At 47.5% G+C, this 24514-nt stretch carries 21 protein-coding genes; 6 read left to right on the forward strand and 15 right to left on the reverse strand.

Features of this window, described 5'->3' with window-relative positions:
- Positions 1-176: 176 nt before the first annotated feature.
- The 4 genes from K6Q96_RS11225 to K6Q96_RS11240 all read left to right on the forward strand — a co-directional run bounded on the left by K6Q96_RS11225 (position 177) and on the right by K6Q96_RS11240 (position 3879).
- Positions 177-1547 (forward strand): cache domain-containing protein, encoded by a 1371-nt coding sequence (locus tag K6Q96_RS11225; protein ID WP_251875785.1) that lies wholly within the window; start codon positions 177-179, stop codon positions 1545-1547.
- 36 nt (positions 1548-1583) lie between these two features.
- Positions 1584-2234, forward strand: coding sequence for a response regulator (locus tag K6Q96_RS11230; RefSeq protein ID WP_251875786.1), 651 nt, complete (start codon positions 1584-1586; stop codon positions 2232-2234).
- Between the two features lie 181 nt (positions 2235-2415).
- On the forward strand, positions 2416-3105 hold the full coding sequence (locus K6Q96_RS11235) for a hypothetical protein (protein WP_251875787.1): 690 nt from the start codon (positions 2416-2418) through the stop codon (positions 3103-3105).
- Between the two features lie 33 nt (positions 3106-3138).
- Positions 3139-3879, forward strand: a complete 741-nt coding sequence (locus K6Q96_RS11240; RefSeq protein WP_251875788.1) for an SDR family NAD(P)-dependent oxidoreductase — start codon at positions 3139-3141, stop codon at positions 3877-3879.
- Between the two features lie 69 nt (positions 3880-3948).
- Here K6Q96_RS11240 and K6Q96_RS11245 read toward each other — a convergent pair whose 3' ends face one another.
- From K6Q96_RS11245 to K6Q96_RS11260, 4 genes are all read right to left on the reverse strand, one after another.
- Positions 3949-6036: a VIT and vWA domain-containing protein gene (locus tag K6Q96_RS11245; RefSeq protein ID WP_251879636.1), complete on the reverse strand. Its 2088-nt coding sequence runs from the start codon at positions 6034-6036 to the stop codon at positions 3949-3951.
- A 141-nt stretch (positions 6037-6177) separates the two neighbouring features.
- Positions 6178-6921, reverse strand: a complete 744-nt coding sequence (locus K6Q96_RS11250) for a helix-turn-helix domain-containing protein (protein ID WP_251875789.1) — start codon at positions 6919-6921, stop codon at positions 6178-6180.
- A 493-nt stretch (positions 6922-7414) separates the two neighbouring features.
- Positions 7415-7867, reverse strand: a complete 453-nt coding sequence (locus K6Q96_RS11255) for a hypothetical protein (protein WP_251875790.1) — start codon at positions 7865-7867, stop codon at positions 7415-7417.
- Positions 7868-8083: 216 nt separating this feature from the next.
- Positions 8084-8314 (reverse strand): hypothetical protein, encoded by a 231-nt coding sequence (locus K6Q96_RS11260; RefSeq protein WP_251875791.1) that lies wholly within the window; start codon positions 8312-8314, stop codon positions 8084-8086.
- Between the two features lie 91 nt (positions 8315-8405).
- Between K6Q96_RS11260 and K6Q96_RS11265 the strand changes: the two genes are divergently transcribed.
- Positions 8406-9428, forward strand: a complete 1023-nt coding sequence (locus K6Q96_RS11265; RefSeq protein ID WP_251875500.1) for an IS110 family RNA-guided transposase — start codon at positions 8406-8408, stop codon at positions 9426-9428.
- Positions 9429-9859: 431 nt separating this feature from the next.
- On the opposite strand, the gene K6Q96_RS11275 is transcribed toward K6Q96_RS11265, so the two are convergent.
- From K6Q96_RS11275 to K6Q96_RS11305, 7 genes are all read right to left on the reverse strand, one after another.
- Complete coding sequence (locus K6Q96_RS11275) at positions 9860-10177, reverse strand: hypothetical protein (protein ID WP_251875792.1); 318 nt, start codon at positions 10175-10177, stop codon at positions 9860-9862.
- 181 nt (positions 10178-10358) lie between these two features.
- The gene (locus K6Q96_RS11280; RefSeq protein WP_251875793.1) at positions 10359-10766 is read right to left on the reverse strand and encodes a GNAT family N-acetyltransferase; all 408 of its coding nucleotides are present in this window, start codon (positions 10764-10766) and stop codon (positions 10359-10361) included.
- 240 nt (positions 10767-11006) lie between these two features.
- Positions 11007-11381 (reverse strand): hypothetical protein, encoded by a 375-nt coding sequence (locus tag K6Q96_RS11285; protein WP_251875795.1) that lies wholly within the window; start codon positions 11379-11381, stop codon positions 11007-11009.
- Between the two features lie 133 nt (positions 11382-11514).
- Positions 11515-12027, reverse strand: a complete 513-nt coding sequence (locus K6Q96_RS11290) for a hypothetical protein (protein WP_251875797.1) — start codon at positions 12025-12027, stop codon at positions 11515-11517.
- Between the two features lie 467 nt (positions 12028-12494).
- Positions 12495-13538, reverse strand: coding sequence for a GMP reductase (locus K6Q96_RS11295; protein ID WP_251875799.1), 1044 nt, complete (start codon positions 13536-13538; stop codon positions 12495-12497).
- Positions 13539-13883: 345 nt separating this feature from the next.
- Positions 13884-15344, reverse strand: a complete 1461-nt coding sequence (locus K6Q96_RS11300) for a chitinase (protein WP_251875802.1) — start codon at positions 15342-15344, stop codon at positions 13884-13886.
- 437 nt (positions 15345-15781) lie between these two features.
- Positions 15782-17539 (reverse strand): chitinase, encoded by a 1758-nt coding sequence (locus tag K6Q96_RS11305; protein WP_251875804.1) that lies wholly within the window; start codon positions 17537-17539, stop codon positions 15782-15784.
- Between the two features lie 369 nt (positions 17540-17908).
- Between K6Q96_RS11305 and K6Q96_RS11310 the strand changes: the two genes are divergently transcribed.
- A complete protein-coding gene (locus tag K6Q96_RS11310) occupies positions 17909-18613 on the forward strand; it encodes a DNA alkylation repair protein (protein ID WP_251875806.1) in 705 nt (234 codons plus the stop codon).
- On the opposite strand, the gene K6Q96_RS11315 is transcribed toward K6Q96_RS11310, so the two are convergent.
- From K6Q96_RS11315 to K6Q96_RS11330, 4 genes are all read right to left on the reverse strand, one after another.
- Entirely contained in the window at positions 18614-18847 is a 234-nt protein-coding gene (locus K6Q96_RS11315) for a hypothetical protein (protein WP_251875808.1), read from the reverse strand.
- Between the two features lie 188 nt (positions 18848-19035).
- A complete protein-coding gene (nspC, locus tag K6Q96_RS11320; RefSeq protein ID WP_251875810.1) occupies positions 19036-20169 on the reverse strand; it encodes a carboxynorspermidine decarboxylase in 1134 nt (377 codons plus the stop codon).
- Positions 20170-20234: 65 nt separating this feature from the next.
- On the reverse strand, positions 20235-21479 hold the full coding sequence (locus K6Q96_RS11325) for a carboxynorspermidine synthase (RefSeq protein ID WP_251875812.1): 1245 nt from the start codon (positions 21477-21479) through the stop codon (positions 20235-20237).
- 46 nt (positions 21480-21525) lie between these two features.
- Positions 21526-24429, reverse strand: coding sequence for a pyridoxal phosphate-dependent class III aminotransferase (locus tag K6Q96_RS11330; protein WP_251875814.1), 2904 nt, complete (start codon positions 24427-24429; stop codon positions 21526-21528).
- Positions 24430-24514: the final 85 nt, after the last annotated feature.

A 24514-nucleotide genomic window follows, 5' to 3' on the forward strand; every position in this document is an offset into this window, starting at 1 on the left:
GGGGTTGAGGTTTAGAGCACATTGACACCGTTAAAAAGTTGTTAACATCCAGACTATCCCTGCAACATCGAAAAAAATATCAGTTAGAAAACGGACTTAGCGTCCATAGCATTGCGTAGTCGTTGTACGTAGTTATACGTAATCGAGAAAAGTTCAACGAAGGTGACGGAGTGATAATGACGAAGTTATCAGGCATGGTAATGCCACTAAGGATAAAATTGCTGGTACTGGCAATGCTTCCTTTGCTCTTGATGTTTGGCCTTATTATTGGATTGGTGGTGATTCAGTCCGATGCACTGTCTAAGAATCAAGCCAATCTCATCCGTTCGGAAACCCTCTCGTCCAAGAAACAAGAATTGCTCAAGTACGTAGAACTTGCCCGGGCATCAATTTCTCCGGTTTATGACGCTGCCAGCGAAAACGATGAAAAAGCAAAGCAGCAAGTTATCGATATTTTGAATAACCTCACTTACGGTGAAGATGGCTATTTCTTTGCCTACACCTATGATGGCACCAACCTGGTTTTGCCCTATCAGCCTGAGTTTGTCGGCCAGAATATCTGGGAAGTGGAAGACAGCCGAGGGTTCAAACTCCTACAGGCGCTGATTCGTACCGCCCAGCAAGGTGGCGGTTTTGTTGACTATTACTGGCATAAACCATCCCGTAAAGAACAGGTAAAAAAGCTTAGTTACGCCATTGGCCTCGATAAGTGGGGTTGGATGGTAGGTACCGGTGTTTACATTGATGACATCGAGATTCAGGTCGAATCCGTTCATAGCAAAATTGACGAAACCATCAGCAAGACCTTCATCGGTTTGGGGATCGCGCTGATCATCACTATCGGGATCGTGGTGAGTCTTACCACCAGCATTCACATCAATGCACGCGAGCTGGCCGACCAAAAACTGCAGGCACTCAACCGACAGCTTATCGAATCTCAGGAAGAAGAACGTACCCGCGTTGCACGAGAGCTTCACGATGGCATCAATCAGATTCTCGTCTCTGTGAAATATCGTCTCGATAACATCAAAGACGCTAAATCTGACAGTGAACGCCGACAAAGCATCATGTTAGGCCAATCAACCTTGAGTGAAGCAGTCCGCGAGCTTCGTCGTATATCCAAAGATTTACGTCCTGCCTTACTTGATGATCTTGGGCTTTTGGTGGCATTGGAAGATCTCGCCAAAGAGGTCTCCCAGCGCTCTGGGATGCACGTATTGTTTGAGCACCATCTGGATATGAGCAAGGTATCGAAATCAGCAGAGATCACCCTGTTCCGTGTCGCTCAGGAAGCACTCCACAATGCTGAGAAACATGCTGAAGCAAAAGCAGTAGACATGATTTTGCAGGAAGAAGAGGGTGAAATTGTGCTAACCATCGCTGATGACGGCATCGGTTTCGAAGAACATAGAGTATCGAACACCAGCCAATCGATGGGCTTAAAAAATATGCGAGAGCGTATCGAGAACCTCGATGGCACCTTCTCTATCAGTAGCTTGCACGATCAGGGAACGGAAGTGCGGGCAATTGTCCCCATCGCGGTATAGACGCAGAAAGGATTTAAGAGTCACAAGGAGAAACTCATGACCACGCTATTACTTGCAGACGATCATGTCCTGCTACAGGACGGATTGATGGAGCGCTTATCCAAACAGCCTCAGTTCACCATTATTGGTGCCGCAAGTGATGGAGAATCCGCTATTGAGCAGTCTTTGGCGTTGGGACCGGATATCCTGCTTACTGATATTTCCATGCCGAAAAAAACCGGTTTGGAGGTACTGAGTGAACTGAGGGAGAAAGCCCCGGAAATCAAAGTCGTCATCCTCAGTATGCACAACAACAAGGAGTACATCGTTTCTGCATTCCGCGGAGGTGCCAAAGGTTATGTACTGAAAGATGTATCTTCTCAGGAATTGGTTCAGGCTCTGGATATCATTGCAGGCGGTGGTTCTTACTTCAGTGCCGGGGTTTCCGAAACTCTGATGGAAAGCATGAGCCAGATGGAAAACAAAGAACACGATGACAACACCCCTACTCCCAGAGAAAAAGATGTGCTCATTCTCATCGCTAACGGCGCTTGCAACAAAACCGTCGCCCGCGAATTGAACATCAGCGTACGCACCGTGGAAACACACCGTTTGCGAGTGAAGAAAAAGCTCGGTGTGACCTCAACAGCAGGCTTAGTGAAGTACGCCATCGAGCAAGGCTGGGTCAAAGGGGAAATTGAACACTAACCATTCAGAAAGCGAATTCAGCGACGCTTACGATTCACGTAAAAAATGTCGGTACGATTCGCCCGATAACGTACGGATTCTCAGATGGTTTTTGTTCTCACTTTTTGACTAAAGCTAACGAATTTCCTGCCGAAAAAAGTAATCTGTATGTACTAATCGAACTGAATGATGGAGGGTTGTTATGAATCAGGAGCAATTCCCTATCCCTGAATACCCCACACTTGCCTTCAAAGGGGTGTCGTTTCAGTCTCTTAACCAACAGGCACCTAATTACGCCAACACGGCAAGATGGTATGCAAGGCTTATAATCTCTGCTGCCTTCATGCTGTTTGCTGTGATAACGACGGTATCCTGCCTCTACTTTGGTCTCACCACAGACATTTTCTTTATCGCCACACTCGTCGGTACCTTGTTGGTTTACATGATATCCATGCCAGTGTTGACCAAAGCTTTCGTTACATCTGAACGCATCAAGAATAAAATGAAGGCCAAAAAACGCCGCTTTTACTTGCGCTCGCTTGCCAATACACCAATAAACGATCGTCTCGATGTTGCCAATTCAATATGGGAAGCACTGCGGAGTGAGGAGTGGTCTTTATGTATCACTTACGCGCACGCAGCAGACCGTACACGCACGGTTTATTGCTGCCAGCAGATCGGAAAAATTGCCTCAGAATTGACGCATACCACACCAGATGTGTACACCGATGCTATGCTTAAAACAATGAATAATCAAAGAGGTAGCGTACGGTATTTCTTTGACATCCTGAGCATGCTTGGCGAGCAACAGTTCCACGAAGAACATGAAGCGGAGAAACATGTTCGCAATACAGAGCGGATTATGGTGGACGATATTTTCACGCACCGCTAGCCAGGTATTTCTTTTTGCCGACATGGAGCACGCATGAAAATAGTTCTCGTCACTGGCGGTAGCAGCGGCATTGGTCTTCAAACCGTGCTTTCCTTTCATGATGCAGGATATAAGGTCATTACCTGTTCCCGAAATGAAGAAAAGTGGAATCAGGCAATGGCAAAATATCCACAACTTTCAGCGGTCGATTACCTGCCCTTAGATTTGAAAGATGTTCATCAGGTTGACCGTTTCTTCGGCTATATACGCGAGAACTATGGCCATATCGACATCGCCATCAACAACGCCTCACCCATCATTGAATCACGGGGGGAGTTTGCTGCCCTCCCGATAGATGCACTCTACAGCACCATGATCAGTGATTACTGGGTGCCTGCATTATGTCTTCGCTATGAACTTCCTTTGATGCAGGAAGGTGCTTGCATCATCAATGTCAGCTCCGTTAACGGGGTTCGCCCAACCCCGAATGCCGCCATGTATTCCGGTACCAAGCATGGGCTTGAGGGGATTACACGATCTGTGGCAGTAGAAGCGATCCGAAAAGGAATTCGGGTAAACAGTGTAGCTCCAGGTGTTACCTGGACACCTCGCTGGGAACAAAAACAGGAAGAAATGGGAACATCACTCAAACAGACCGTAGAGAGTCAGGTGCCCTGCCAACGGTTTGCCGATCCGCAGGAAATTGCGGATGCGATTGTTTGGCTGAGTTCCGATAAAGCAAAATACATCGTCGGACATACCTTGGTCATCGACGGCGGATTGAGCCTGACATAAATAATGAGAACCAAAGCAAAGAGGCTGCATTTAGCAGCCTCTTTTCGTTTAGTTTCGTTCACGACGTTTTTATCGATTTTGCTTCCTGCCAACCATCACTCGGCCAATACCGAACAACATCATAGTCAGCAAAACCAGGATGTTCATACTGCCGCCACTGCTACCACCGCCGGAATGCGTCGGAGCGGGTTGGGTAAACATCGGCTGAGTATTATCAGCACGCGTTGGTTTCACCGGTTTGCTCTGTCTCACTTCACGGGCGCTTTGCTCTTTCAGCACTCGTGTCTGGTTTTTGCGTTCCATACCCAGCTGCTGAAAAACTTCTTCCTCTACCACCAGAAGCGAGGTGTAATCGGTCAACAAGCCATATTCCAGCGCGATATCTTCAATCGCCTGCTCTTTGTCGCTGTCCTTTTGCTCCAGATAATCCATTTGCTCCTGCAAGTCACGAATCGCTGAGAACGCCCACATTCTCTCGAGCTCAGGATGCTCAGTCGCAGAGTCTGGCAACATTACTTTGGTGCGGTATTCACGGGACTCACCACCAATATCCATAGTCAGCTTGATATCCGCCTCGCCGCCTTTGAAGTAATGACCAAACACAGTCAATTGCTCACCACGGTAGAGACTGCTGATTTGCTCCGGTGTCAGGTCTTTAATTTTCACGTCATCAATATCGAGTTGGATATTGCGGTATGCCTGATAGGTCAGCTTACTGGTGATGTTCATCAGGTGACCAATAATGTCATCTGCGTTGGATACCGACGTTGCCACACCATTGGACAACTTGGTCATCGGCACCAATAGCGGCGTATTGGCACTGTTACCCATGATGAAAGTAAACAGGCGTACATCGTGTTTTTCCATCAGCTCAAAGAAGCGGCGTTTTTCCGTTACTCCCACATTCGCTACACCGTCTGTGACCAAGACAATACCAGTAGGACGATCATCATCCAGTTTGCGAATAGCCGCAGAGATGCCTTCATATAAATTGGTGCCGTTATTGGGTTCAACCTGCTCGACCGACTGCAATGCTTTGTTGACGTTCGCAGAGTTGGCCGCGACAAATCCGCCGGTTAAATCATAGGTATTGCTGTCAAACATCACGACGCGGAATCTGTCTTCAGGAGGTAACTTGCCCAGCCCCTGACGAACACCTTCCACCAGCGTTGAATATTTGCCAGACATGGAACCAGATTTATCCAGAACAAACACCCAATCACGTCCTTGCGTCACTCGTGTCAAATCATCACCCGGCGTGAATGTCAGTTTCACCGTACCGCGCTTTGAAGCCTGAGGGTCACGGTACGACACCATATCGACACGGCCCGGCAAACCATCCTGTAAACGCCAGTAGAAAACCACGTCCTGATGGAGTCTCATCGAAGCCTGCACGGTTTGCTGGGACTCGCCCTCTTGCACCGTATTAGCGATGTGATTAGTGATATTCGCTTTCCACGAGGTGTGCTCTCCATCAGCTTCCTGACTAATAACTGCCGAAGGGTGAGCAGGCAGCCTTACACCATCAACAGGGTAAGAAGAACGCAATGTCACGTTGAATGAAAAGTCTTGTTCGACTTTGTCGTTGCGGGTCCAAAAGCTATTTTTCGCTTCATCTACACCGCCTTCTTCCAATGGATACACATAACGCCCGATGCCATGATCCAGCAGTGCGTCTTGCATATACACAAGCTTCACTTTCACACTCTGCTGGGGCTGTACTGGGTACACCCTCATATCAAAGGTTTTGAATTCGTCTTTTTCTGTCAGTGCTGTGGCGTTGCCCTGCGCTTTTTGGTCGTCATAGATTTTACGGGCTTTTTCCTTGGAAACCGACTCTGCGATTACCGGTGAGCCGTTAATCCAGTAGATGAACTCGCCGACAACGGCTTTTTGTGGAACGGGAAAGGAATACAGGGCTTCCAGTTCAACATTGTTTGGGTTGTAGAACGTCTGTTCTATCGACGTGGTGGCGTAGCCATCCTGAATGGCGACATCAACATGGTGGGATTCAATTTGAAGATCTTTATGTTGGCTGTTGACGGGTTTGAGGAGTCCCGCCGCCAACGCTTTCGGCGAAAACGTGGCGATAAACATGGTGACAAGTAATACGCCCCATATGGCGATTTGTGAAATCAATTTCGGTCGGTTCAGCATCATTGCCTCCTTTACCTTCTGTCATCCGAGAGTTTTTCTCCTGTCGACCAGTAGGTTGAACGAAGGCATAGAAGCCACAAAGCCCGTCAGTCAAAGTGGCGAATGATGATACTGCGGGTACTATCGGGCGTGACTTTTTGGCTACTCTTCCCCGGTTTCAAATTCATCAAACAACGGAAACGTCCAACGACGTAATGCGATAACCATAGAAGTACCATGTCGCTCCTGCATGGATAAATCACTGTCGCTGTTGCACGATTCATAGAACTCTTTGACCAGACGTTGAATGCGTTGCTGAAATTTATAATTGGTTGGCAAGGACATCAGCCCGGTCGACATCACCAGTTTTTCGTCGTCCTTGGCAAAGTGCGTGCGGAAGAAAGTCTTAATGACCTGTTGCTGAAAAAATTGTTGGATAGGACCGCCGGCAACCCAGGAGAATGATGGAGAGATTTTTAGCTTAATGCGGTTTCCCGGCATCAGCTCAATCACCTTGATGCGATCAAGGTGAGCCAGCTTCTGAATTAACTGAGGTTCATTAAGATTGTACTGGCTAAGGATTTGTTCGAAGCGATAGCCGTTGGTGATACAAACCGCCACCAGAAGTAACGCCTTATCAGCTACTAACTGCTCTTCCTGCTCCCAAGTCAACGAAGAAAGGCTCTGACTCTCTTCTTCAGCAAGTTTAAACAGCGCCGTCATTTCCAAATCAATCAGGTTGCACACCGCCGACAAACGCTCAAGGCTCATACTGCCCCCGTTTGAAAAAAGCCGCTTTACCGAACCTTCGCTCAAATCCAGCGCTTTTGCGACATCCTGATAATTCACACCGCGTGATTTTAACTGTTTTTTCAGCGCCTGAATGACCTGATCACACTCTGACATTATTCTCTCCTTGATTAGCCACTTAACGTTAAGCGGAATCTAGTTAAAAGCCAAGCGGATGTCTGCTTGCCTGTTCAAAGAAGAACATTTCCTCCGCTTTACGGGATCATCCAATTGCAGGGAGTTACCCAAAAGGCGCTCCTAAGAAATCCGCGGTTAAAAAAGCCCAAAAGAAGAAACGTTAACACCAGCTTTTAAGTAAAACACCGCTTCATCAGAGGTGGCGTTTTGGGCTTTTGATCCTTTCCACTTTAGAAGGGGGAAGTTAGATGCAGGCTTGGTTTTTGGATTGGTTTTGGACAATTTTGAGTTAGGAGTAACGTTAGTGGCTGTCTAGGTCAGATAACTTCAGATAAGGGAAAGTGAAGCAGAAGACGTTGTTGTGTTCGAAAGCATTGGCTGAGATTTTGTTTCTGCGACAAATGCATTGACTCACTGGCGGTGAGGTAAAACGTATGTAAGACAATAAGGACCTATATGTCTTACCAACAGCTTAATTTTGATTACCGCTTAATTCATTAGCTAGAATCGAATACAACTCATCAAACTGCCTAATGTTCACCGGCACTATGAGTTTTTCATCATTCTGTTTTAACTCAATGATCATTTCTTTTTCTTTATAGCCATTTGAACTTTGCGACACATCCAAAATTTTAATTTTGGATATTTTGTCGATGTTAAATTCTTTTACCGCACCATCAGTTCTTACATGAACAACCTCTTTACCATTAATTAAGATTGATTTTGTCAATCGTCTTTCTTTAATCATTCTCTGAACCGCACCTATACTTAGTAGAGCCCAAATCCCGAGTATAGCTGAAGGATCTTCGAGCATTGGCGATATACCCTGCTTTATAACTGTCAGTGTAAATGGAACAGTACCCGCAACAAAGATCAGTATTAGATGTCTAGCCCTCCAAAGAAGGCTATAGTCGTAAGTTTTCACCAAGATTAGTCTCCTGTCTTAATGCATTGGTATCTAGAAGTTCCTGTCCTGCCAACACTCGCCCTAACTCTAAAGATCTCGGTCTCAAAATTCATTGAACCTCCATTCGCTTAACGCTGCAAATAAACGGCTAAAAATAGTTGGCTAAAATTTGTGAGGTACGAACAAAGCCAACTGTTTTTTGTCCGCACTTTTAATTTGCTTTGTTAGTATGCTTTATTTTTGAGGCCAAATAGCGGGCTTTACAAAACGACTGCTATCGAAACTACCAACTAAACTTTTAGCCTTATACATACCTGACTTTATTGAAGCTATTTCATTTGTGTTCAGCTTGACTGTGTAGTCGACCATCGCAGGCCCTGTTTGAACCAGATACGTGAGAAATATCTCCTCACCTCTTTCAAAACAAACATAGCTCCATTGTTCTTCCTCAATTACGATATCCATCGATTCTCACTAGCATACTAACGAATGACATGGATTCCCCCTCATGAGGATTTGCCACACTTAGGTGTCGCGTTAAATACCGGAGGTAACCATGTCTTCTCTATTCTTTTGTGGCGTTGACCTCGCCAAACACCACTTCTCATTGCACGCAGTTGATGACCGGGGAAAGGTCATCCTTCATAAATCCGTGTCACGCGCTAAATTACTGACTACATTAGCAAATATGCCAGCTATGCGTATAGGCATTGAAGCGTGTAGTGGTGCGCATTATTGGGCCAGAGCGTTCACCCAATTAGGCCATGATACCCGCATCATGGCGGCTAAGTATGTCAGCCCCTACCGCACAAAAGGCAAGAACGACCTTAATGATGCCATTGCTATCTGTGAAGCTGTTCAACGACCCAATACGCGCTTTGTTCCTGTTAAATCACCTGAGCGCCAAGCCATTCTTGCTATTCACCGAATGCGTGAGCATTGGGTGCAGGAGCGGACTGCCCTCATTAATCGTATCCGTGCTTTGCTCGCCGAATTTGGCATCGTCGTTCCAACCGGACGTGCCGCTGTCCATCGCGAGGTTCCTCTTATTCTCGAAGCCGCTGAAAACGGCTTACCTGATATCGCCCGTGCTGTCCTGGCAGATTGCTTCGAGCACTTACAGACACTGAATCAACGTGTCGAAGACACCGACCAGTGCTTTGAGATGGTAGCCAAAGCCAGCCCTACTGCGCAGCGTATGCTCAACGTCCGAGGCGTCGGACCTCAAACCGCCACAGCCATTATTGCTGCCATCGGTAACGGTGAGCAGTTCGACTCCGGCAGAGACTTCGCCGCCTGGCTAGGACTAGTCCCGAAACAGTATTCAACCGGCGGTAAACCTCGCCTTGGGCGCATCAGTAAACGGGGCGACAAGTATCTACGAACCTTGTTAGTTCACGGCGCGAGAGCCGTCATAACCAACCTCGGGGAAAAACAGGACAGGCTCAGTGTCTGGGGGAGAAACGTCCTCGAACGACGAGGGATGAACCGAGCCATTGTCGCACTGGCAGCTAAGAACGCCCGCATTATCTGGGCGTTGTTACACAACCAAACCGAATATCAAAACTACGCCGCCTGAGTATGAGGCGGCGCTGGGAAACACACCAACCGGGTCATTGCAGACGCAGCTGATGAGGATAGGTTAAGACCATTTGCAGAGAGCCTGTTAATGCGGCGGGCACGTTGATGCCTTCTAACGAATTAGGCACTGCAACCGCGTAATGTCATCAGGGCCATGACGTGAGTCAGTGAAAGGCCGAATGTAGAGCGGCAGTCCAAAACCCATCTTCAAAAGTCTAGCGGATGTTTGACGAACGGGGGAATCCATGTAGCCTTGTTAAGGTGTGAGGCACGCAATACCGAAGCTCCCGCATAATACCTTAACCACTAAAACCAACGCATAGTAAAAATGCCACGCGTGCCGAATCACTCTTGAACAATTTGTTATGTTTATTACCACTCGCCAGTACGTTACCGTATATGAGCAGAACTATTTTACCGGCTAAAAATTTAGCTATTACCTGCTGCTAAAAAAGCAGAAAATCCCATAAAAACAAAGGATATGAAGAGTGACACCATAGAATATCGAATGACAGTAAACAACCAAGAGCTACTTTCAGGATACTTCGAGATATTTTCGCTACTTCTTACGTAATTAAAGAGAAGCGCACTAGAAAAAGGAACAAACAATAAGTAGATCGCTTTATATCTACTCGGGTCTATTCTTTTCATCTGCAATCCGAGAGAAATACTACTCCCAAGGAGCACTATCATTGAAGATATGAGCACTAGAAAAGCCGCAAATGCTAGTAGCGAATACACATCCATGAACTCTCCTTTTCCAAAATAAGCATCTGAATATTAACTATAGTTTTCTAAAATCGACTAAGAAACATAACGCCTTGTTAAGTAGCAGCTAACTACCACTGTACCCAAACAAAACCACAGTAATCACTAAACTCAAACAAACCAAAATCGCCAAACGTTAGCTGTCTGCTTGAACAATTTGTTATGTGCTTCGGAGCATCATATGTACTGGCAGCTTTTCGAAACCTAGCTTGCTCCAAAAGTCTGAGGTTGTCTCTAGGTTCAATACAGATACTGTAGTAGCACCTTTTCGTTTTAATCGTTTGATTAGCTCTTCAATGAGCTTCGTTCCAATGCCACTACTTTTCAGTGTTTGAGCAACTGAGACCAGTTGAATTTGTGCGCGAGAACCATCGTAGAAGCCCTTGGTAAAGCCAGCAACCTTCCCCTCTACTTCAGCAACTATAAACACTGCGCCGTCGCATCGAGAAACCCTTTTCATTGAGTGCTTATCTTCAACTTCGGGATAATCGAACTGACCATTTTCAATAAGAATACTCTCCAAAATATCTCCGTCAGACTCAACAAAGTCCCTCAACTTTATCAGCACTGCTAACTACTCCTTGTTGGCACATAACGTCGCAATAACGGGCGCTTACCAAACCACCCAAAATCGCTTTAATCTCCTGTATTCACAACACTTTGAAAAGCTACCAGAGCGACAAAGCGTCCCGTTTATAGTTTTGTTATAGCAAGAACCAAACTATAAATGGCTGGCCGCTAACCTGCTTTATGAACAGCGAAATTGAACTCGATTTAGAACTGACCTATCAATTACAAAAGTCAGGTATTAGCCTAAAAACTCAACGTCAAGTTGTTCAAAGAGCAATGTTATAGACAAATCACCCACTATCTGTAGCAAATACCCACACTTTCCTGTTGAGGTATGCTTACCGTCTCGATTTGTATGGAAAAAATTATGCTTCATTAGATAACTATTCCCACCGTCATCCATAACTTCAAAATAAACCTCATCAATGAGAAAAGGCTCTTCTAAGTCATAGTCCATGTGCTCTATAACCAATCTCTTAACACCCTTGAATGAGTATAATTGGCTATCTTTACCAGTTTCATGTGTAAGCGAGAAATCAGCAGTCTTCTTCTCCAATGAATACTCAAAAGAGTTTATTTGGTAATGTTCAAGCGAGATAATTTTTTCGTACATACTAATCCAACATTCGAGAAGAGGAAGCTTAGAACAACTAGCATAATCAACAAGAAGATATAACGCAGCCATAAACGGCGAGCGCGTTTTTTGCGAGTCCAGCCCCCGAAGGGGGCGCTGTTTAATGGCCTTGTTATAAATTTTTGGGGCTGACACTTGTAGGCGTACTCTGACTAGCCTTGCTAGAAAAGTGGGTCAAATAGAATTTAGAACTACCAATTTTAACCCCAGCCAGAAACACCGTGATAATGAGTGTAAACAGCGATATCCACACTTTGTACTCTACGTTTTTTGCTAGCCAAGGAACTGTGATTTTTTTTGGTAATTCGACTTCAACTTCTTCAGGCGTTTGCTTGTCGTTATTATCTCTAACCTTCTCCTCACTCATTTTTGCAGCAATAATCGCCTGATTTACAATACCAATGCATTCATCGATACTGGTTTGGGCATCATTTGCATACCCCATACGAAACGAAACACCAGCTGAAGTTTTTGCCCGACCAAAGCGAGCCTCATATTGTGGATTAAAAGCTAGCAACGGTTGAACTTGATCACACCAGTCCTCAAATTCCACCAAGCGTTGAAATTCAAAACCACGCTCTTTCTTTAAACCTTCTAGTACTTCAACGTTTAGGATAACTCTCACTAAATTTATAACAGCTTATTAGCGGGCAACTTGCCCGTTTAGTACAAACCCGGGACGCCCGATTAGTCCGCTTACACTTGTGCCAGCTTACCATATAGCCGCGTAAAATTAGTGAGTTGAGTTTTATGGTTGCAACTTGAATGGGAGAAAACGGGCGTCCCGTACTAAAAACCAGCTCATTTTTACTATATCCATCTCACTGTGTATTTATACAGATGAAATGCATGAGAAAAAATTAAACCTTGTGGGATGATTTGGGCAGTCGGATGGTCGAAGCGCTAACTCACTTTGGGGCAATTCCAAACTAGAAGCCCCAAAGCAGCATCAACGCCAAAAGAAAAGATACAAAGAACACATTGCACAAATACAAAAACGCCTCTTTTGCTTTACCTTGCATACCAAGGTGTGGCTTAAAAAGAGGCGTTTTCAAATTATGCTTGTTTTAGCGGTTTCGCTATGCGAACAACTTACTCTTTACCGAATACGTTGTTTTCTTGTTCCTGTACGCGAATGAAAGTCGTGCGTTTTGTCAGTTCTTTTAATTGCGCAGCACCTACGTAAGTGCAGGTTGAACGCACACCACCCAGAATATCTGCAATCGTATTGTGAACTGAGCCACGGAAAGGAAGCATTACGGTCTTACCTTCTGCTGCACGGTATTTCGCCACGCCACCAGAGTGCTTGTCCATCGCTGATTGTGAAGACATACCGTAGAACTTCATGAACGACTTGCCGTCTTGTTCAATCACTTCACCGCCGCTTTCTTCGTGGCCTGCCAGCATACCGCCCAGCATGACGAAGTCTGCACCGCCACCGAACGCTTTTGCTACATCACCTGCACAGGCACAACCGCCGTCACCTACGATACGGCCGCCAAGACCGTGCGCAGCATCCGCACACTCGATAATGGCTGACAGTTGTGGGTAGCCTACACCGGTTTTCACACGAGTCGTACACACAGAACCAGGACCGATGCCTACTTTCACGATATCTGCACCCGCCAAAATAAGCTCTTCAACCATGTCGCCGGTAACCACATTACCCGCGCTGATCACTTTATCTGGGAACTCTGCACGTACTTTCTCAACGTATTCAACGAGGTGCTCAGAGTAACCGTTAGCGATGTCGATACAGATGAAGATCAGCTCTTCTGACAGCGCCATGATTTCCTGGGTTTTTACGAAATCAGCTTCAGACGTACCAGTAGAGACCATCACATTGTTCAGCACTTTCGCATCTGCACCAGCGACAAATGCCGCCCAGTCGTCAACCGTGTAGTGTTTGTGAACCGCGGTCATACAGCCATGTTCAGCCAGCGCTTTAGCCATATCAAATGAACCTACAGAGTCCATGTTTGCAGCAATAACAGGAACACCAGACCATTGACGGCCACTGTGCTTGAAGGTAAACTCGCGGGTTAATTCAACTTGAGAACGGCTTTTTAGGGTAGAACGTTTCGGGCGAAACAGTACATCTTTGAAACCCAATTTCAAGTCTTGTTCGATACGCATTTGTCTTTCCTTACATCATTTAGACAATGTGCCCTTTCGGACAGATTGCTTTCCTGCGTATGAATCAATTGGCAGATTGTTCATTACGCAACCAGAAAGCAGGCACAAAAAAACCGGAGCGTTGGCAGACGCTCCGGTTTTCAGCATTATAGGCACAGAAATTTTTCAAGCAAGTCTGATATTTATCATTTTTTTGTGATACCTTTTGTCAGATTACAACCTCGAAAAAGCCCTTTTTTCAGCCTATTACTCCCCTTAACAGACTCTGTTATCTATCTGATTAAAATAGAAAAACCGCGTATTCCTTATCGAAACACGCGGCTGATTTTTAAGGCTTATTCTTCCTTACAGTACTTTTTTCCAAGGTCCCCACGCTTCACTCAGTAGTGGATCATCACCTTGTGTCCAGTAAACCGCTTCATAAGTCACACCGTTTACTACCACACGGTCGCCCGTGTTATAAACCTTGGTAGCACTCCAAGCATTCGGATCTACTGGCTCGCCGTTACCACCCGGAGTACCGGTAGAAGGCTTGTCTGCATCAGCGACAACACGTACGGTTGGCCAGTTAGCGTGTGATCCATAGAAGTTAGTCACACACTTCTCGTAGTCGCCCGGTACCAGCGCAGAGTAAGCGGTTTGGAAGCCCACCAGCTCACACTCAAATGAGAAACCGCCTGGACGGTCCGGGTAGTATTTCCAGTTACCATCCCAGTTGGTGTAAAGCACATCGGTTGCGCCTTGCAGGTTCAGGCTACCGAATGGCGTTTGCTGCCAACAGGTGTTTTTCTCGTCGGCTTCAATTGGAATTTGGTAGTGCGCTGCTAAGCCTTCCCAGTAACGGATACGGTTAACTGGCTGACCTTTGGTTTTGTTTTGTTCACCACACTCGATACCACCATTGATAATGTTAATTGTGGTACCAAACCCGTAGCCGATACCTGCGTCAATTTCACGTTGCGAAGGTTTCCAGGTACGGTCGATAACGTGCAGCATCGCTGGTTTCGGTGCCTGTGGTGTCAGGAAGAACCAAATCGCTGAAGCCAGGTTTAGCCAAGAGTCTGCCACCAGTGCTGGGTCATTCAGCAGGCGCGTGGCGTCTCCGTCAAACATCACTTCAGAGAACATGCCATAGTTAAAGTGGTATGAAAGCTGCTTTGCACCACGGCCAAAGTATCCCTGACCTGTCGCACAAGGCCAACGACGGTTTTGCCAGTCATCTTGACCACAACCTGTGGTGTAACCTTCCTGCCCTTCTGCCCAGCCCATTTCGCGAACATGCACAAGAGCCTGTTGCCATTCTTCTAGCGCCAGCGGGTTGTCAGACAGGTTGTCTTTAGCAATATGGCCGCCAGTTTCCTGCGAGAAGTGTGCAAATGCGGTAATGATAGATTTCTTACAGATGGCATCTGCGTCGCGACCGTCTGTGTAATCACCACAGAAAGCCGGGAACTTACCAATCGCTTTAAGGAAGCGGGTGTAAGTGTATTCCGGTGCGGCCATTTGGGTCAGGAAGTTCCAGTCCGTTTCTGGGAAAACGCGCTCTACACGCTTCACGTTTTCTGGGTTGTTTGCTGCTCCAGGCAAAATCGCATCAACTACAGAGTTCGGCTGGGTACGCAGTGCCTGAGACCAAGTGTCGTACATTGGGTCCAGCGTCAACGCATCTTCCGCTGCCTTAATTTCGGACTGGGAAACAACAAACCCGTTCACGTTATTTGGGTCTTGTACAGGGTCCATGGTCACTGCGCTGTGAGCGAAGAAGCTCGCGCCGAACATAGCGGTAAATAAAGCCGTTCGTTTCATCTTAAATTCCTTATCAAAACTTTTTCTGCAACCGTCTTTAAGACGTGCCTGCTTCGCGCTTTTTTGCTCTTTGCTCTTTGCGCGTTACTGTTCAGCGCTGTTTTATTCAGCGATTCGCGGTAACCCTTGGCGATTTAGAGGTCTTTTATTGATAGCGCGGACAACACGACTATATGCATGCATGAATACACAAGACGACAACTATTGAGGACAGGAATGCCAGAATGAATGGTGCGCCGACGAAAAGTGAGACGCTTACATTTGTTGTACATTGATTTTTTGACCACGAACCTTGGATCAACAAGAAAACACAACACAATGCACTGAATTTTCGGCAATTGATATTAGGTTTATTCTGCGAGGCAGGTCATTTAAAACAGGATAATTTTTCTCGACAAGCCGCGTCCTAGTGGACGCGGCTTGATTAAAGAGTAAGTTTACATCTTTTTCCAGGGTCCCCATTGCTCACCGGAAGCTGGGTCATCACCCTGTGTCCAGTAAAGTGCTTGGTAAGTTGCGCCGTTAACCAGCACCTGATCCCCACCAAAGTAAACCTTGCTCGCACTCCAAGTGGTTTCTCCCTCATCTGGCGTGGTACCCGTATCAGGATTTGAACCGCCGGTATCGCCACCAGTGCCTGCATCATCACCTGTGTCTGTACCAGAGCCACTCCCTGTATCTGGGTTGGTACCCGTGTCTGGGTTAGTTGATGTGCCACCACCAGTCGTATCGCCTGCAACGACCTTCCAAGCGCCCCACTGACCTGCTGTTTCTGGGTTCACACCCTGATTCCAGTATTTGGCTTCGTATGTCACGCCGTTAATCGTGACACGGTCACCGGCTAGGTATACGGCTTTATCATCCCAGGTATTCTCCGATGGAGTACCGCCGTCACCCGGATTTGAACCATCTCCTGGGTTGGTATCAATGGTTTCAACAACACGAACCACAGGCCAACCCGCGTGAGATTCATAGAAGTTGCTGACACATTTCTCGTAGTCGCCCTCTACCAACGCTGAGTAAGCCGTTTGGTAACCCACCAGCTCACACTCGAACGAATAACCGCCCGGGCGATTAGCATAGTATTTCCAGTTACCATCCCAGTTGGTGTAAAGCACATCTGTTGCGCCTTGTAGGTTGAGGCTGCCATAAGGCAGTTGTTGCCAACAGGTGTTGGTTTCATCTGCTTCAATCGGAATATTGAAATGTTTCGCGAGCCCTTCCCAGTAACGGATACGGTTAACCGGCTGGCCTTTATCTTTGTTCTGTTCACCACACTCAATACCACCATTGATGATGTTAATCGTGGTACCAAAGCCATAGCCAATGCCTGCATCCAGTTCACGCTGTGAAGGCACCCAGGTTCGGTCAATCACATGTAGCATTGCTGGTTTCGGCGCTTGTGGCGTGAGGAAGAACCAAATTGCCGAAGCCAGATTTAGCCAGGAATCAGCCACTAAACCGGGCTCATTGAGCAGCTTGGTTGCATCACCCGCGTACATCACTTCTGAAAATGCGCCGTAGTTAAAATGGTAAGAAAGCTGCTTTGCACCTCGACCGAAGTAGCCCTGACCCGCTGCACAAGGCCAGCGTTTGTTTTGCCAGTCATTCTGCCCACAGCCAGTCGTATAACCTTCCTGCCCCTCTGACCAGCCCATTTCACGGACATGGACGAGTGCCTGCTGCCACTCTTCCAAACCTTGTGGGTTATCCCAGTAGTTGTCTTTTGCAATATGACCACCGGTTTCTTGAGCAAAGTGCGCAAACGCAGTCACGATCGACTTCTTACAAATCGCATCAGAATCACGGCCATCTGTGTATTCACCGCAGAACGCAGGGAACTTGCCAATCGCACGAAGGAACCGGGTATAGGTGTATTCCGGCGCTGCCATTTGAGTCAGGAATTCCCAGTCAGATTCTGGGAAAACACGCTCGACACGTTTGACGTTTTCAGGATTGCTGGCTGCGCCCGGTAAAATTGCTTCCACCACATCATTGGTGCGTGTACGTAGCGCCTGTGCCCAAGTGGTGTACATCGGGTCTTGGGTTTGTGCAGCCTCTGCGGCTTGCACTTCTGCCCGGGTGACAACATAACCTTCTGGGTTTTGCGGATCAGGCTGCGGGTTCATTGCCATCGCACTTGGCGCAGCAAAGGTTGCAGCGATCATCGCGCTTAGAAAAGCGGTCTGTTTCATCTTCTAAAGTCCTTATCAAAATAAATGGTTGGCAGGTTATTTCGCTTCTACTTCTTTGGTATTTAGCGATTTTCTCGCTCCGTAAGATCTCTTACAGAAATCGAATTTTTCTGCCACATCAACTATATGCATCATGAGACAAAGGACTCGACAAGTATCCAGCAAAGAAATGTCAGACTGGATGCAACCTGACTAAATATTGATAAAGCATGGTTTGTTGTAGGGTTAATTTTTGAAGTGAAGCAAGTTTAGTGCAGTATTCGTACGTTTCAACAATCTGAAGCCAAATCATCTTTTCGAATGAAATTTTCATTTCTATCAGTAAGCTAGTGGTTTCATGCTTATAATTCCCTCACTGGAGGGAAGGATATGATTGACGCGCAACGCATCATTGCTGAGGCACAACAATTAGGCGACGCCAAGATCGCCGAACATTCAGGTAGGTTCTTTAAATCTGGCCCCGGCGAATACGGTGAAGGCGACAAATTTATTGGCATTCGGGTGCCCGTGGTCAGAGAGCTTGCCAAGCTTCATAAATCTGCTTCTCTCAAGACAATTTCAGTGCTGCTGGAAAGCGAGTGGCATGAAATCAGGCTGCTTGCCTTAGTGATTCTGTCTGAGCAATTTAAGAAGGCAGATGCAGAACAACAAAAGGTCATTTTTGATTTCTATCTTTCCCGAACACACCTTATTAATAACTGGGATCTCATCGACAGCTCCGCGCACCATATTGTGGGTGGATACCTCACCGATAAAAAGCGGGATATTCTCTATTCGCTGGCAGAATCAAGCAGTCTATGGGAACGACGGATAGCGATGATGGCGACCTTCCCTTTCATACGAAATAACCAGTTTGACGACACCATCAAACTTGCAGAAAAGCTGCTTCAAGATAAAGAAGATTTGATCCACAAAATGTGTGGCTGGATGCTGAGGGAACTCGGGAAAAGAGACCTTCCCCTGCTACGCACTTTTCTCGATAGACACGGCCCAGACATGCCAAGAACCATGCTGCGCTATGCCATTGAAAAAATGTCTACAGAGGAAAGAAAGCACTATTTGGCCGTAAAGTAATTACAGTGCACGGATTTTCTTATCCAGCTCATAACCTTGATCGGTCACCAGTTTTTCAAGCACTTCAATGCGGTTTTTAAGCGCATCAATTTCAGCGAGCAGCTCCCCTGAACCCTCTGCGACTTTGTTCGCTTCGAATTCACGCACCTGTGCCCGGTAGGCAAAGTAGCTTTTCAGTGTCCGTGTTCCAACAACCAGCGCAACAATGATGATGACAAATAGCAGTGCGTCCATTTTTGCTCCTCCTGAGCGAACACGCTAATAACTCAGCGTGTTTAGATAAATCCCCGCGATGGTCGGATCATTAGTCAGTTTTAGTGTGATTTCCAAGCAATAAAAGCTGACACTCTGACACGATTCATAAAATCAGAAGAAACGAGTATTAAAAAGGGAGCCGAAGCTCCCTTACATTTGAGTTTAAATCAGCTCACTGACCACTGTGACAATGTGCGTTTGAAGTCCTGATAATCAAATTCGTTGAGCAATTGGATGTCACCATTGCTGCGTTGGCAATAAACCGATGGCATGCGAAGGCCGTTAAACCAGTTCAGTTTCACCATGGTGTAACCTGCACTATCAAGAATGTGCAGGCGCTGGCCCACTTTAAGTGGTTCGTCAAAACTCGCCACGCAGAACTGATCACCCGCTAGACAAGAGCAACTGCCAATGACATATGTGTGCTCGCCATTCTCGCTGGCTTCACCAATGGAGGCAGGTTCGTTGTAGATGAGCGTGTCCAGTCGATGAGCTTCAGTCGCGCTATCGACAATCGCTGTTTTCATCTCGTTTTCGACGATATCCACCACGGTAACGACCAGGTCGGTCGTCTTGGTAATAATGGCTTCGCCTGGTTCCAGATACAGCTGCACACCATGGCGCTCACCGAACGCTTTCAGTGCAGCTGCCAGTTTTTCAATGTCGTATCCCGGCCAGGTAAAGAAGACACCACCACCGAGACTCACCCACTCTAATTTGTCGAGGTAGCTACCGAACTTTTCTGAGATGGCATCAAGCAAGCCGACAAAGGCGTCGACGTCTTTGTTCTCGCAGTTCATATGGAACATCACGCCATTGAGTGACGCAAAAATCTCAGGGTCAATCTGATCGAAATGAACGCCAAGACGGGAGAATTTACGCGCTGGGTTCGCGAGATCCTGACCCGCATAGCTCACACCTGGGTTCAAGCGAAGGCCAATCGACGCTTTTCCTTCCACCAGATGGCGATAAGCTGTCAGCTGAGATTGGCTGTTGAAGATCATTTTGTCGCAGATGTCCGCCACTTCACGCACATCATCTTCACTGTAACCAACGCTATAGGCGTGGGTTTCGCCACCAAAGGTTTCGTGACCCAATTTCACTTCAAATGGACCACTGCTGGTCGTGCCGTCAAGGTAAGGCTTGATGATGTCGAAAACACCCCAGGTAGAGAAGCATTTCAGTGCCAGTACCAGCTTAACGCCAGAGAGCTCTTTCAGGAGTTTCGCTTTCTCGAGGTTTTCAATCAACTTATCTTCTTCAATCAGAAAATATGGAGTTTTTAATTCTGTTGGATTCATGGTCTTTCTCTACAGAAAAGCCTGCACAACAGAAACTGTCATGCAGGCATTTACTTAAGTCGCGCTTATTTCAGGATGTTGATAACTGGCTCGCTTGGTGACAGCTCTTCAACGCCCCAGTCCAGACCAATTGATGGCATCAGCTCCAGGAATGGATCTGGGTCCAACTGTTCCATGTTGAATACGCCTTTGCCATTCCACTCGCCTTTGAAGTAAAGCAGCGCTGCAGTGATGGCAGGAACACCGGTAGTGTAAGCAATCGCTTGGTGTTCAACGTCTTTATAAGCCACTTCGTGGTCAGCATTGTTGTATACAAATACGCTGCGCTGCTTGCCGTCTTTCTTACCCTGAACCCAGGTACCGATACAGGTTTTACCTGTGTAACCCGGCGCCAGAGATGTAGGATCAGGCAGCAGTGCTTTCAGTACTTTCAGCGGCTCAACCACAGTGCCGTCTTGCAGCGTAACTGGGTCTGGGCTAAGCAGGCCAATGTCGCGCATACAGTTGAAATAGTTCAGGTAACGGTCACCAAAGCCCATCCAGAACTCAATACGTTTAGCGGGAATAAACTCTTTCAGGGAGCGCACTTCGTCATGCGCCATAGAGTACACTTTGTGGCTTCCGACCAGAGGGAAATCAAATTCCATCATACGGGTGTGACAACCCACTTGCTTCCACTCACCCTCTTCCCAGTAGAAAGAATCGCCTTGGATTTCCAGCATGTTGGTTTCTGGGTCAAAGTTGGTCGCGAACTTTTTGCCGTGGTCACCGGCATTCACGTCCATCACGTCAATGGTGTCGATCTCGTCGAACAGGTGCTTGTACGCGTATGCAGCAAAAACACTCACTACGCCTGGATCGAAGCCCGCACCCAGAATACCTGTGATGCCGGCTTCTTCGAATTTCTCGCGGTAGCCCCACTGCCAGTCATAAGCTTGTGGCACCTGCTGACCTTCAGAACACAGGTCAACAGCAACAGAGGTATCGAGGTAAGACGTTTTAGTCTGGTAGCACGCTTCCATGATGGTCATGTTGACCCATGGAGGACCCGCATTGATAACCAGATCCGGCTTCACTTCATTGATCAGTGCAACCAGCGCTTCCACGTCGTCAGCATCAACCGCTCGTGATTCCAGCTTGTAGCTGGAATCTTTCTGGTTGTTGCGGCCTTTAATAGATTCAATGATCGCTTCACATTTACCTACAGTGCGGGAAGCAATGGTGTAGTCGCCAAACACATCGTTGTTTTGCGCTGCTTTGTGCGCAATAACCCAACCAACACCACCTGCACCAATTTGTAAAACTGCCATGTTAAATTCCTTTCAAAACTACCGGTTCAAATGCCCGGCAAAAAATTCAGAGTGAAGACTGCTTGACGATTTCGCCGCCCAGCGTTTCAAGTTCAGTGAGTAGTTGCTCAAAATCTGTCAGTGACAGGCATGGGTTGAGCAGCGTAAATTTCAGCGCAATATCACCATCGACCACGGTTTCTCCGACCACAGCGCGACCCTGTACTAAGGCATCCAAACGGATTTGCTTGTTGAGGGCATCCAGGTCCAAAGATTTATTTGAGCCGGTATAACGGAACAACACGGTAGAAAGACAAGGCACAGCCAGCAGCTCGAAGTCTGGGCGGTGATTCACCATATCCGCAACTTGCTGCGTTTGGTTCAGCAGGTGATCAACCATAGAACCCAGTGCCTGTGGGCCAACGTTTTGCAGCGTCATCCAAACTTTCAGTGCATCAAAGCGACGTGTAGTAGCGATAGATTTGTCTACCAGATTCGGCAGCACATCTTCTTCACGGTTGAGGTAATCGGCGTGATGGCGAATAAAGCCAAAGTGCGCTTTATCTTTCAGCAGCACTGCGCCACAGCTGATTGGCTGGAAGAACATTTTGTGGAAATCGACTGTCACGGAGTCAGCACGTTCAATACCTTCGAGACGGGCGTGGTGACGACTCAGGATCAACGCACCACCATATGCCGCATCTACGTGCATCCAAAGACCGTGTTTTTCAGCCAGATCCGCCACATCATCCAGATCATCGATAGATCCGTTATCCGTGGTACCCGCGGTGCCAGTGATCACAAACGGGATCAGGCCTTCAGCTTTCAGAGATGTCACCGCTTCTTCTGCTGATTCGATGCTGATGGTGCCATCGGTGTAGGTATCGACGCAGACGACTGCATTTTCACCCAGACCCAGCAATGACGCTGATTTCTGCATAGTGAAGTGGGAGTTCTTCGAGCAAATCACGCGAAGCTTGTCGGCGTATTCCGGCAAGCCATCTTTCTGCACATCATGACCGCTGGTTTGCTTGATGATGTGGTCGCGCGCCATCAGCAGACCCATCAGGTTGCTTTGGGTACCACCGCTGGTGAAAACACCGTCTGATTGCTCATCAAAGCCAAAACGCTTGCAAAGCCAGTCAGTCACTTCTTGCTCTACGAAGGTCGCTGCACTTGCCTGATCCCAAGAGTCCATAGACTGGTTCAGCGCAGTGATAAAGGCTTCTGCAGCCACAGCAGGCAGCATTGGCGGTGTATGTAAGTGCGCGATGCAATGAGGATGCTGAACAATGATGGAATTCTTACCGATCAAGTCCGTCGTCTCATCAATCACATCCGTCAGCGACTGAGGGTTTTCGCCCAATTGCGCGCGGCGGATCTGAGATTGCAGCACCATAGGGTCGAGGCCACTGTATGGTGAGTCTGTGGTTTCAAACAGTTTCTTCAATGCCAAGGTGCTTTGATTCATTGCAGATTCAAAGCCATCAGCGCCGTTTTTACCGACATGAATGAAATGCTCGCGCCAGCTTTGCTGGATGCTGTCCATTGGCTGCGAAACAGGTTTTGGTTCAACCAGCGAGTCAATCGCCTCTTCCAATGCTTTCAGCGCGAAGTCGATTTGCTCAAAAGTGATGATGATTGGCGGCAGGAAGCGCAGTACTGAACCGTCGCGTCCGCCTTTTTCGATGATTAATCCGCGCTCAAGCGCCGCTCGCTGAATGGCAACAGTCAGTTCCGGGGCTGATTGAGGTTCACCAAATTTATTCTTGGCGCCTTCTGGGTCGCAGATTTCCACACCCAGCATCAAACCCTTGCCGCGCACTTCAGCGATACAAGTCGTTTTCTCAGCAATTTTCTCAAGACCACGGCGAAGGTATTCACCCGAAACCGCAGCTTGGTTTGCCAAGTTGTCACGACGGATGATTTCCATCGCTTTCGCACCAGATACCATCGCAAGTTGGTTACCGCGGAAAGTACCAGTGTGTTCACCTGGACGCCAGGTGTCGATTTCTTTGTCGAACACCAACAGCGACATTGGCAAACCGCCACCGACTGCTTTAGAAAGGCAAAGAATGTCTGGGGTGATGCCTGAATCTTCAAACGCAAAGTGGGAGCCAGTTTTACCGATACCACATTGGATTTCATCGAAAATCAGCAGAATGCCATGCTCTTGGGTAATACGGCGCAGTTCTTTCAACCAGAACGCTGGCGCGGGGATGACTCCACCCTCGCCTTGCACTGGCTCAACGATAATGGCAGCAGGTTTCTGCACACCACTTTCGTCATCAGCCAGCATACGTTCAATGTAACGCAAGCCCTGACGCGCGCCTTGTTCGCCATGAAGGCCATATGGGCAGCGCAGATCGTATGGGAAAGGCAGGAAATGAACATCTGCCATCAAACCTTGACGACGTGCTTTGGTACCAAGGTTACCCATCAGCGCCATGGTACCGTTGGTCATGCCATGGTAAGCACCATGGAACGCGGCAATAGTGTTACGGCCAGTGGTTTGTTTGGCGAGTTTAATTGCCGCTTCAACGGCGTCAGCACCCGAAGGACCACAGAACTGGACCTTCGCGTTTTCAGCAAAGTCTTGCGGAAGAAACGCCATCAGCTCACGGATGAATGCATCTTTCGCTGGCGTCGTAATATCCAGCGTTTGATAGGGAATGCCAGCGTGAAGCTGTTCAATCAAAGCCTGATTGATTTCAGGATGGTTGTAGCCAAGTGCCAGAGTCCCCGCGCCTGCGAGGCAGTCCAGATAAATCTGACCGCGGCTGTCTTCGACCAGTGCACCATTCGCTTTTGCAATGGCAACCGGCAAGCGGCGAGGATAAGAACGAACCTCAGATTCGTAATGCTCCTGACTCAGTAGCAGTTCGTCTGGTGTCAGGTCGTGAAGGCCTTGTAAAACCGGGACAGGGCTCGTCGCCAGCTTGTCCTGTGTTTCGTTAGGAAAGTTAATCATTGTTGTTGATCTTCCATGTTCACCACCCTCGCTCTGCAGAATTTGCGTGTAGCAGTCCCTTCGCACAAATCTTGTGTTAAGAGGA

This window comes from Grimontia kaedaensis (assembly GCF_023746615.1).
GTDB classification, from domain to species: Bacteria; Pseudomonadota; Gammaproteobacteria; order Enterobacterales; family Vibrionaceae; genus Enterovibrio; species Enterovibrio kaedaensis.

What these genes read in the sequence shown, in the direction of transcription:
- K6Q96_RS11225 (WP_251875785.1), top strand. Translation starts at nt 177, where the DNA reads ATGACGAAGTTATCAGGCATGGTAATGCCACTAAGGATAAAATTGCTG.
- K6Q96_RS11230 (WP_251875786.1), top strand. Translation starts at nt 1,584, where the DNA reads ATGACCACGCTATTACTTGCAGACGATCATGTCCTGCTACAGGACGGA.
- K6Q96_RS11235 (WP_251875787.1), top strand. Translation starts at nt 2,416, where the DNA reads ATGAATCAGGAGCAATTCCCTATCCCTGAATACCCCACACTTGCCTTC.
- K6Q96_RS11240 (WP_251875788.1), top strand. Translation starts at nt 3,139, where the DNA reads ATGAAAATAGTTCTCGTCACTGGCGGTAGCAGCGGCATTGGTCTTCAA.
- K6Q96_RS11245 (WP_251879636.1), bottom strand. Translation starts at nt 6,036, where the DNA reads ATGCTGAACCGACCGAAATTGATTTCACAAATCGCCATATGGGGCGTA.
- K6Q96_RS11250 (WP_251875789.1), bottom strand. Translation starts at nt 6,921, where the DNA reads ATGTCAGAGTGTGATCAGGTCATTCAGGCGCTGAAAAAACAGTTAAAA.
- K6Q96_RS11260 (WP_251875791.1), bottom strand. Translation starts at nt 8,314, where the DNA reads ATGGATATCGTAATTGAGGAAGAACAATGGAGCTATGTTTGTTTTGAA.
- K6Q96_RS11265 (WP_251875500.1), top strand. Translation starts at nt 8,406, where the DNA reads ATGTCTTCTCTATTCTTTTGTGGCGTTGACCTCGCCAAACACCACTTC.
- K6Q96_RS11275 (WP_251875792.1), bottom strand. Translation starts at nt 10,177, where the DNA reads ATGGATGTGTATTCGCTACTAGCATTTGCGGCTTTTCTAGTGCTCATA.
- K6Q96_RS11285 (WP_251875795.1), bottom strand. Translation starts at nt 11,381, where the DNA reads ATGTACGAAAAAATTATCTCGCTTGAACATTACCAAATAAACTCTTTT.
- K6Q96_RS11295 (WP_251875799.1), bottom strand. Translation starts at nt 13,538, where the DNA reads ATGCGTATCGAACAAGACTTGAAATTGGGTTTCAAAGATGTACTGTTT.
- K6Q96_RS11300 (WP_251875802.1), bottom strand. Translation starts at nt 15,344, where the DNA reads ATGAAACGAACGGCTTTATTTACCGCTATGTTCGGCGCGAGCTTCTTC.
- K6Q96_RS11305 (WP_251875804.1), bottom strand. Translation starts at nt 17,539, where the DNA reads ATGAAACAGACCGCTTTTCTAAGCGCGATGATCGCTGCAACCTTTGCT.
- K6Q96_RS11310 (WP_251875806.1), top strand. Translation starts at nt 17,909, where the DNA reads ATGATTGACGCGCAACGCATCATTGCTGAGGCACAACAATTAGGCGAC.
- K6Q96_RS11315 (WP_251875808.1), bottom strand. Translation starts at nt 18,847, where the DNA reads ATGGACGCACTGCTATTTGTCATCATCATTGTTGCGCTGGTTGTTGGA.
- nspC (WP_251875810.1), bottom strand. Translation starts at nt 20,169, where the DNA reads ATGAATCCAACAGAATTAAAAACTCCATATTTTCTGATTGAAGAAGAT.
- K6Q96_RS11325 (WP_251875812.1), bottom strand. Translation starts at nt 21,479, where the DNA reads ATGGCAGTTTTACAAATTGGTGCAGGTGGTGTTGGTTGGGTTATTGCG.
- K6Q96_RS11330 (WP_251875814.1), bottom strand. Translation starts at nt 24,429, where the DNA reads ATGATTAACTTTCCTAACGAAACACAGGACAAGCTGGCGACGAGCCCT.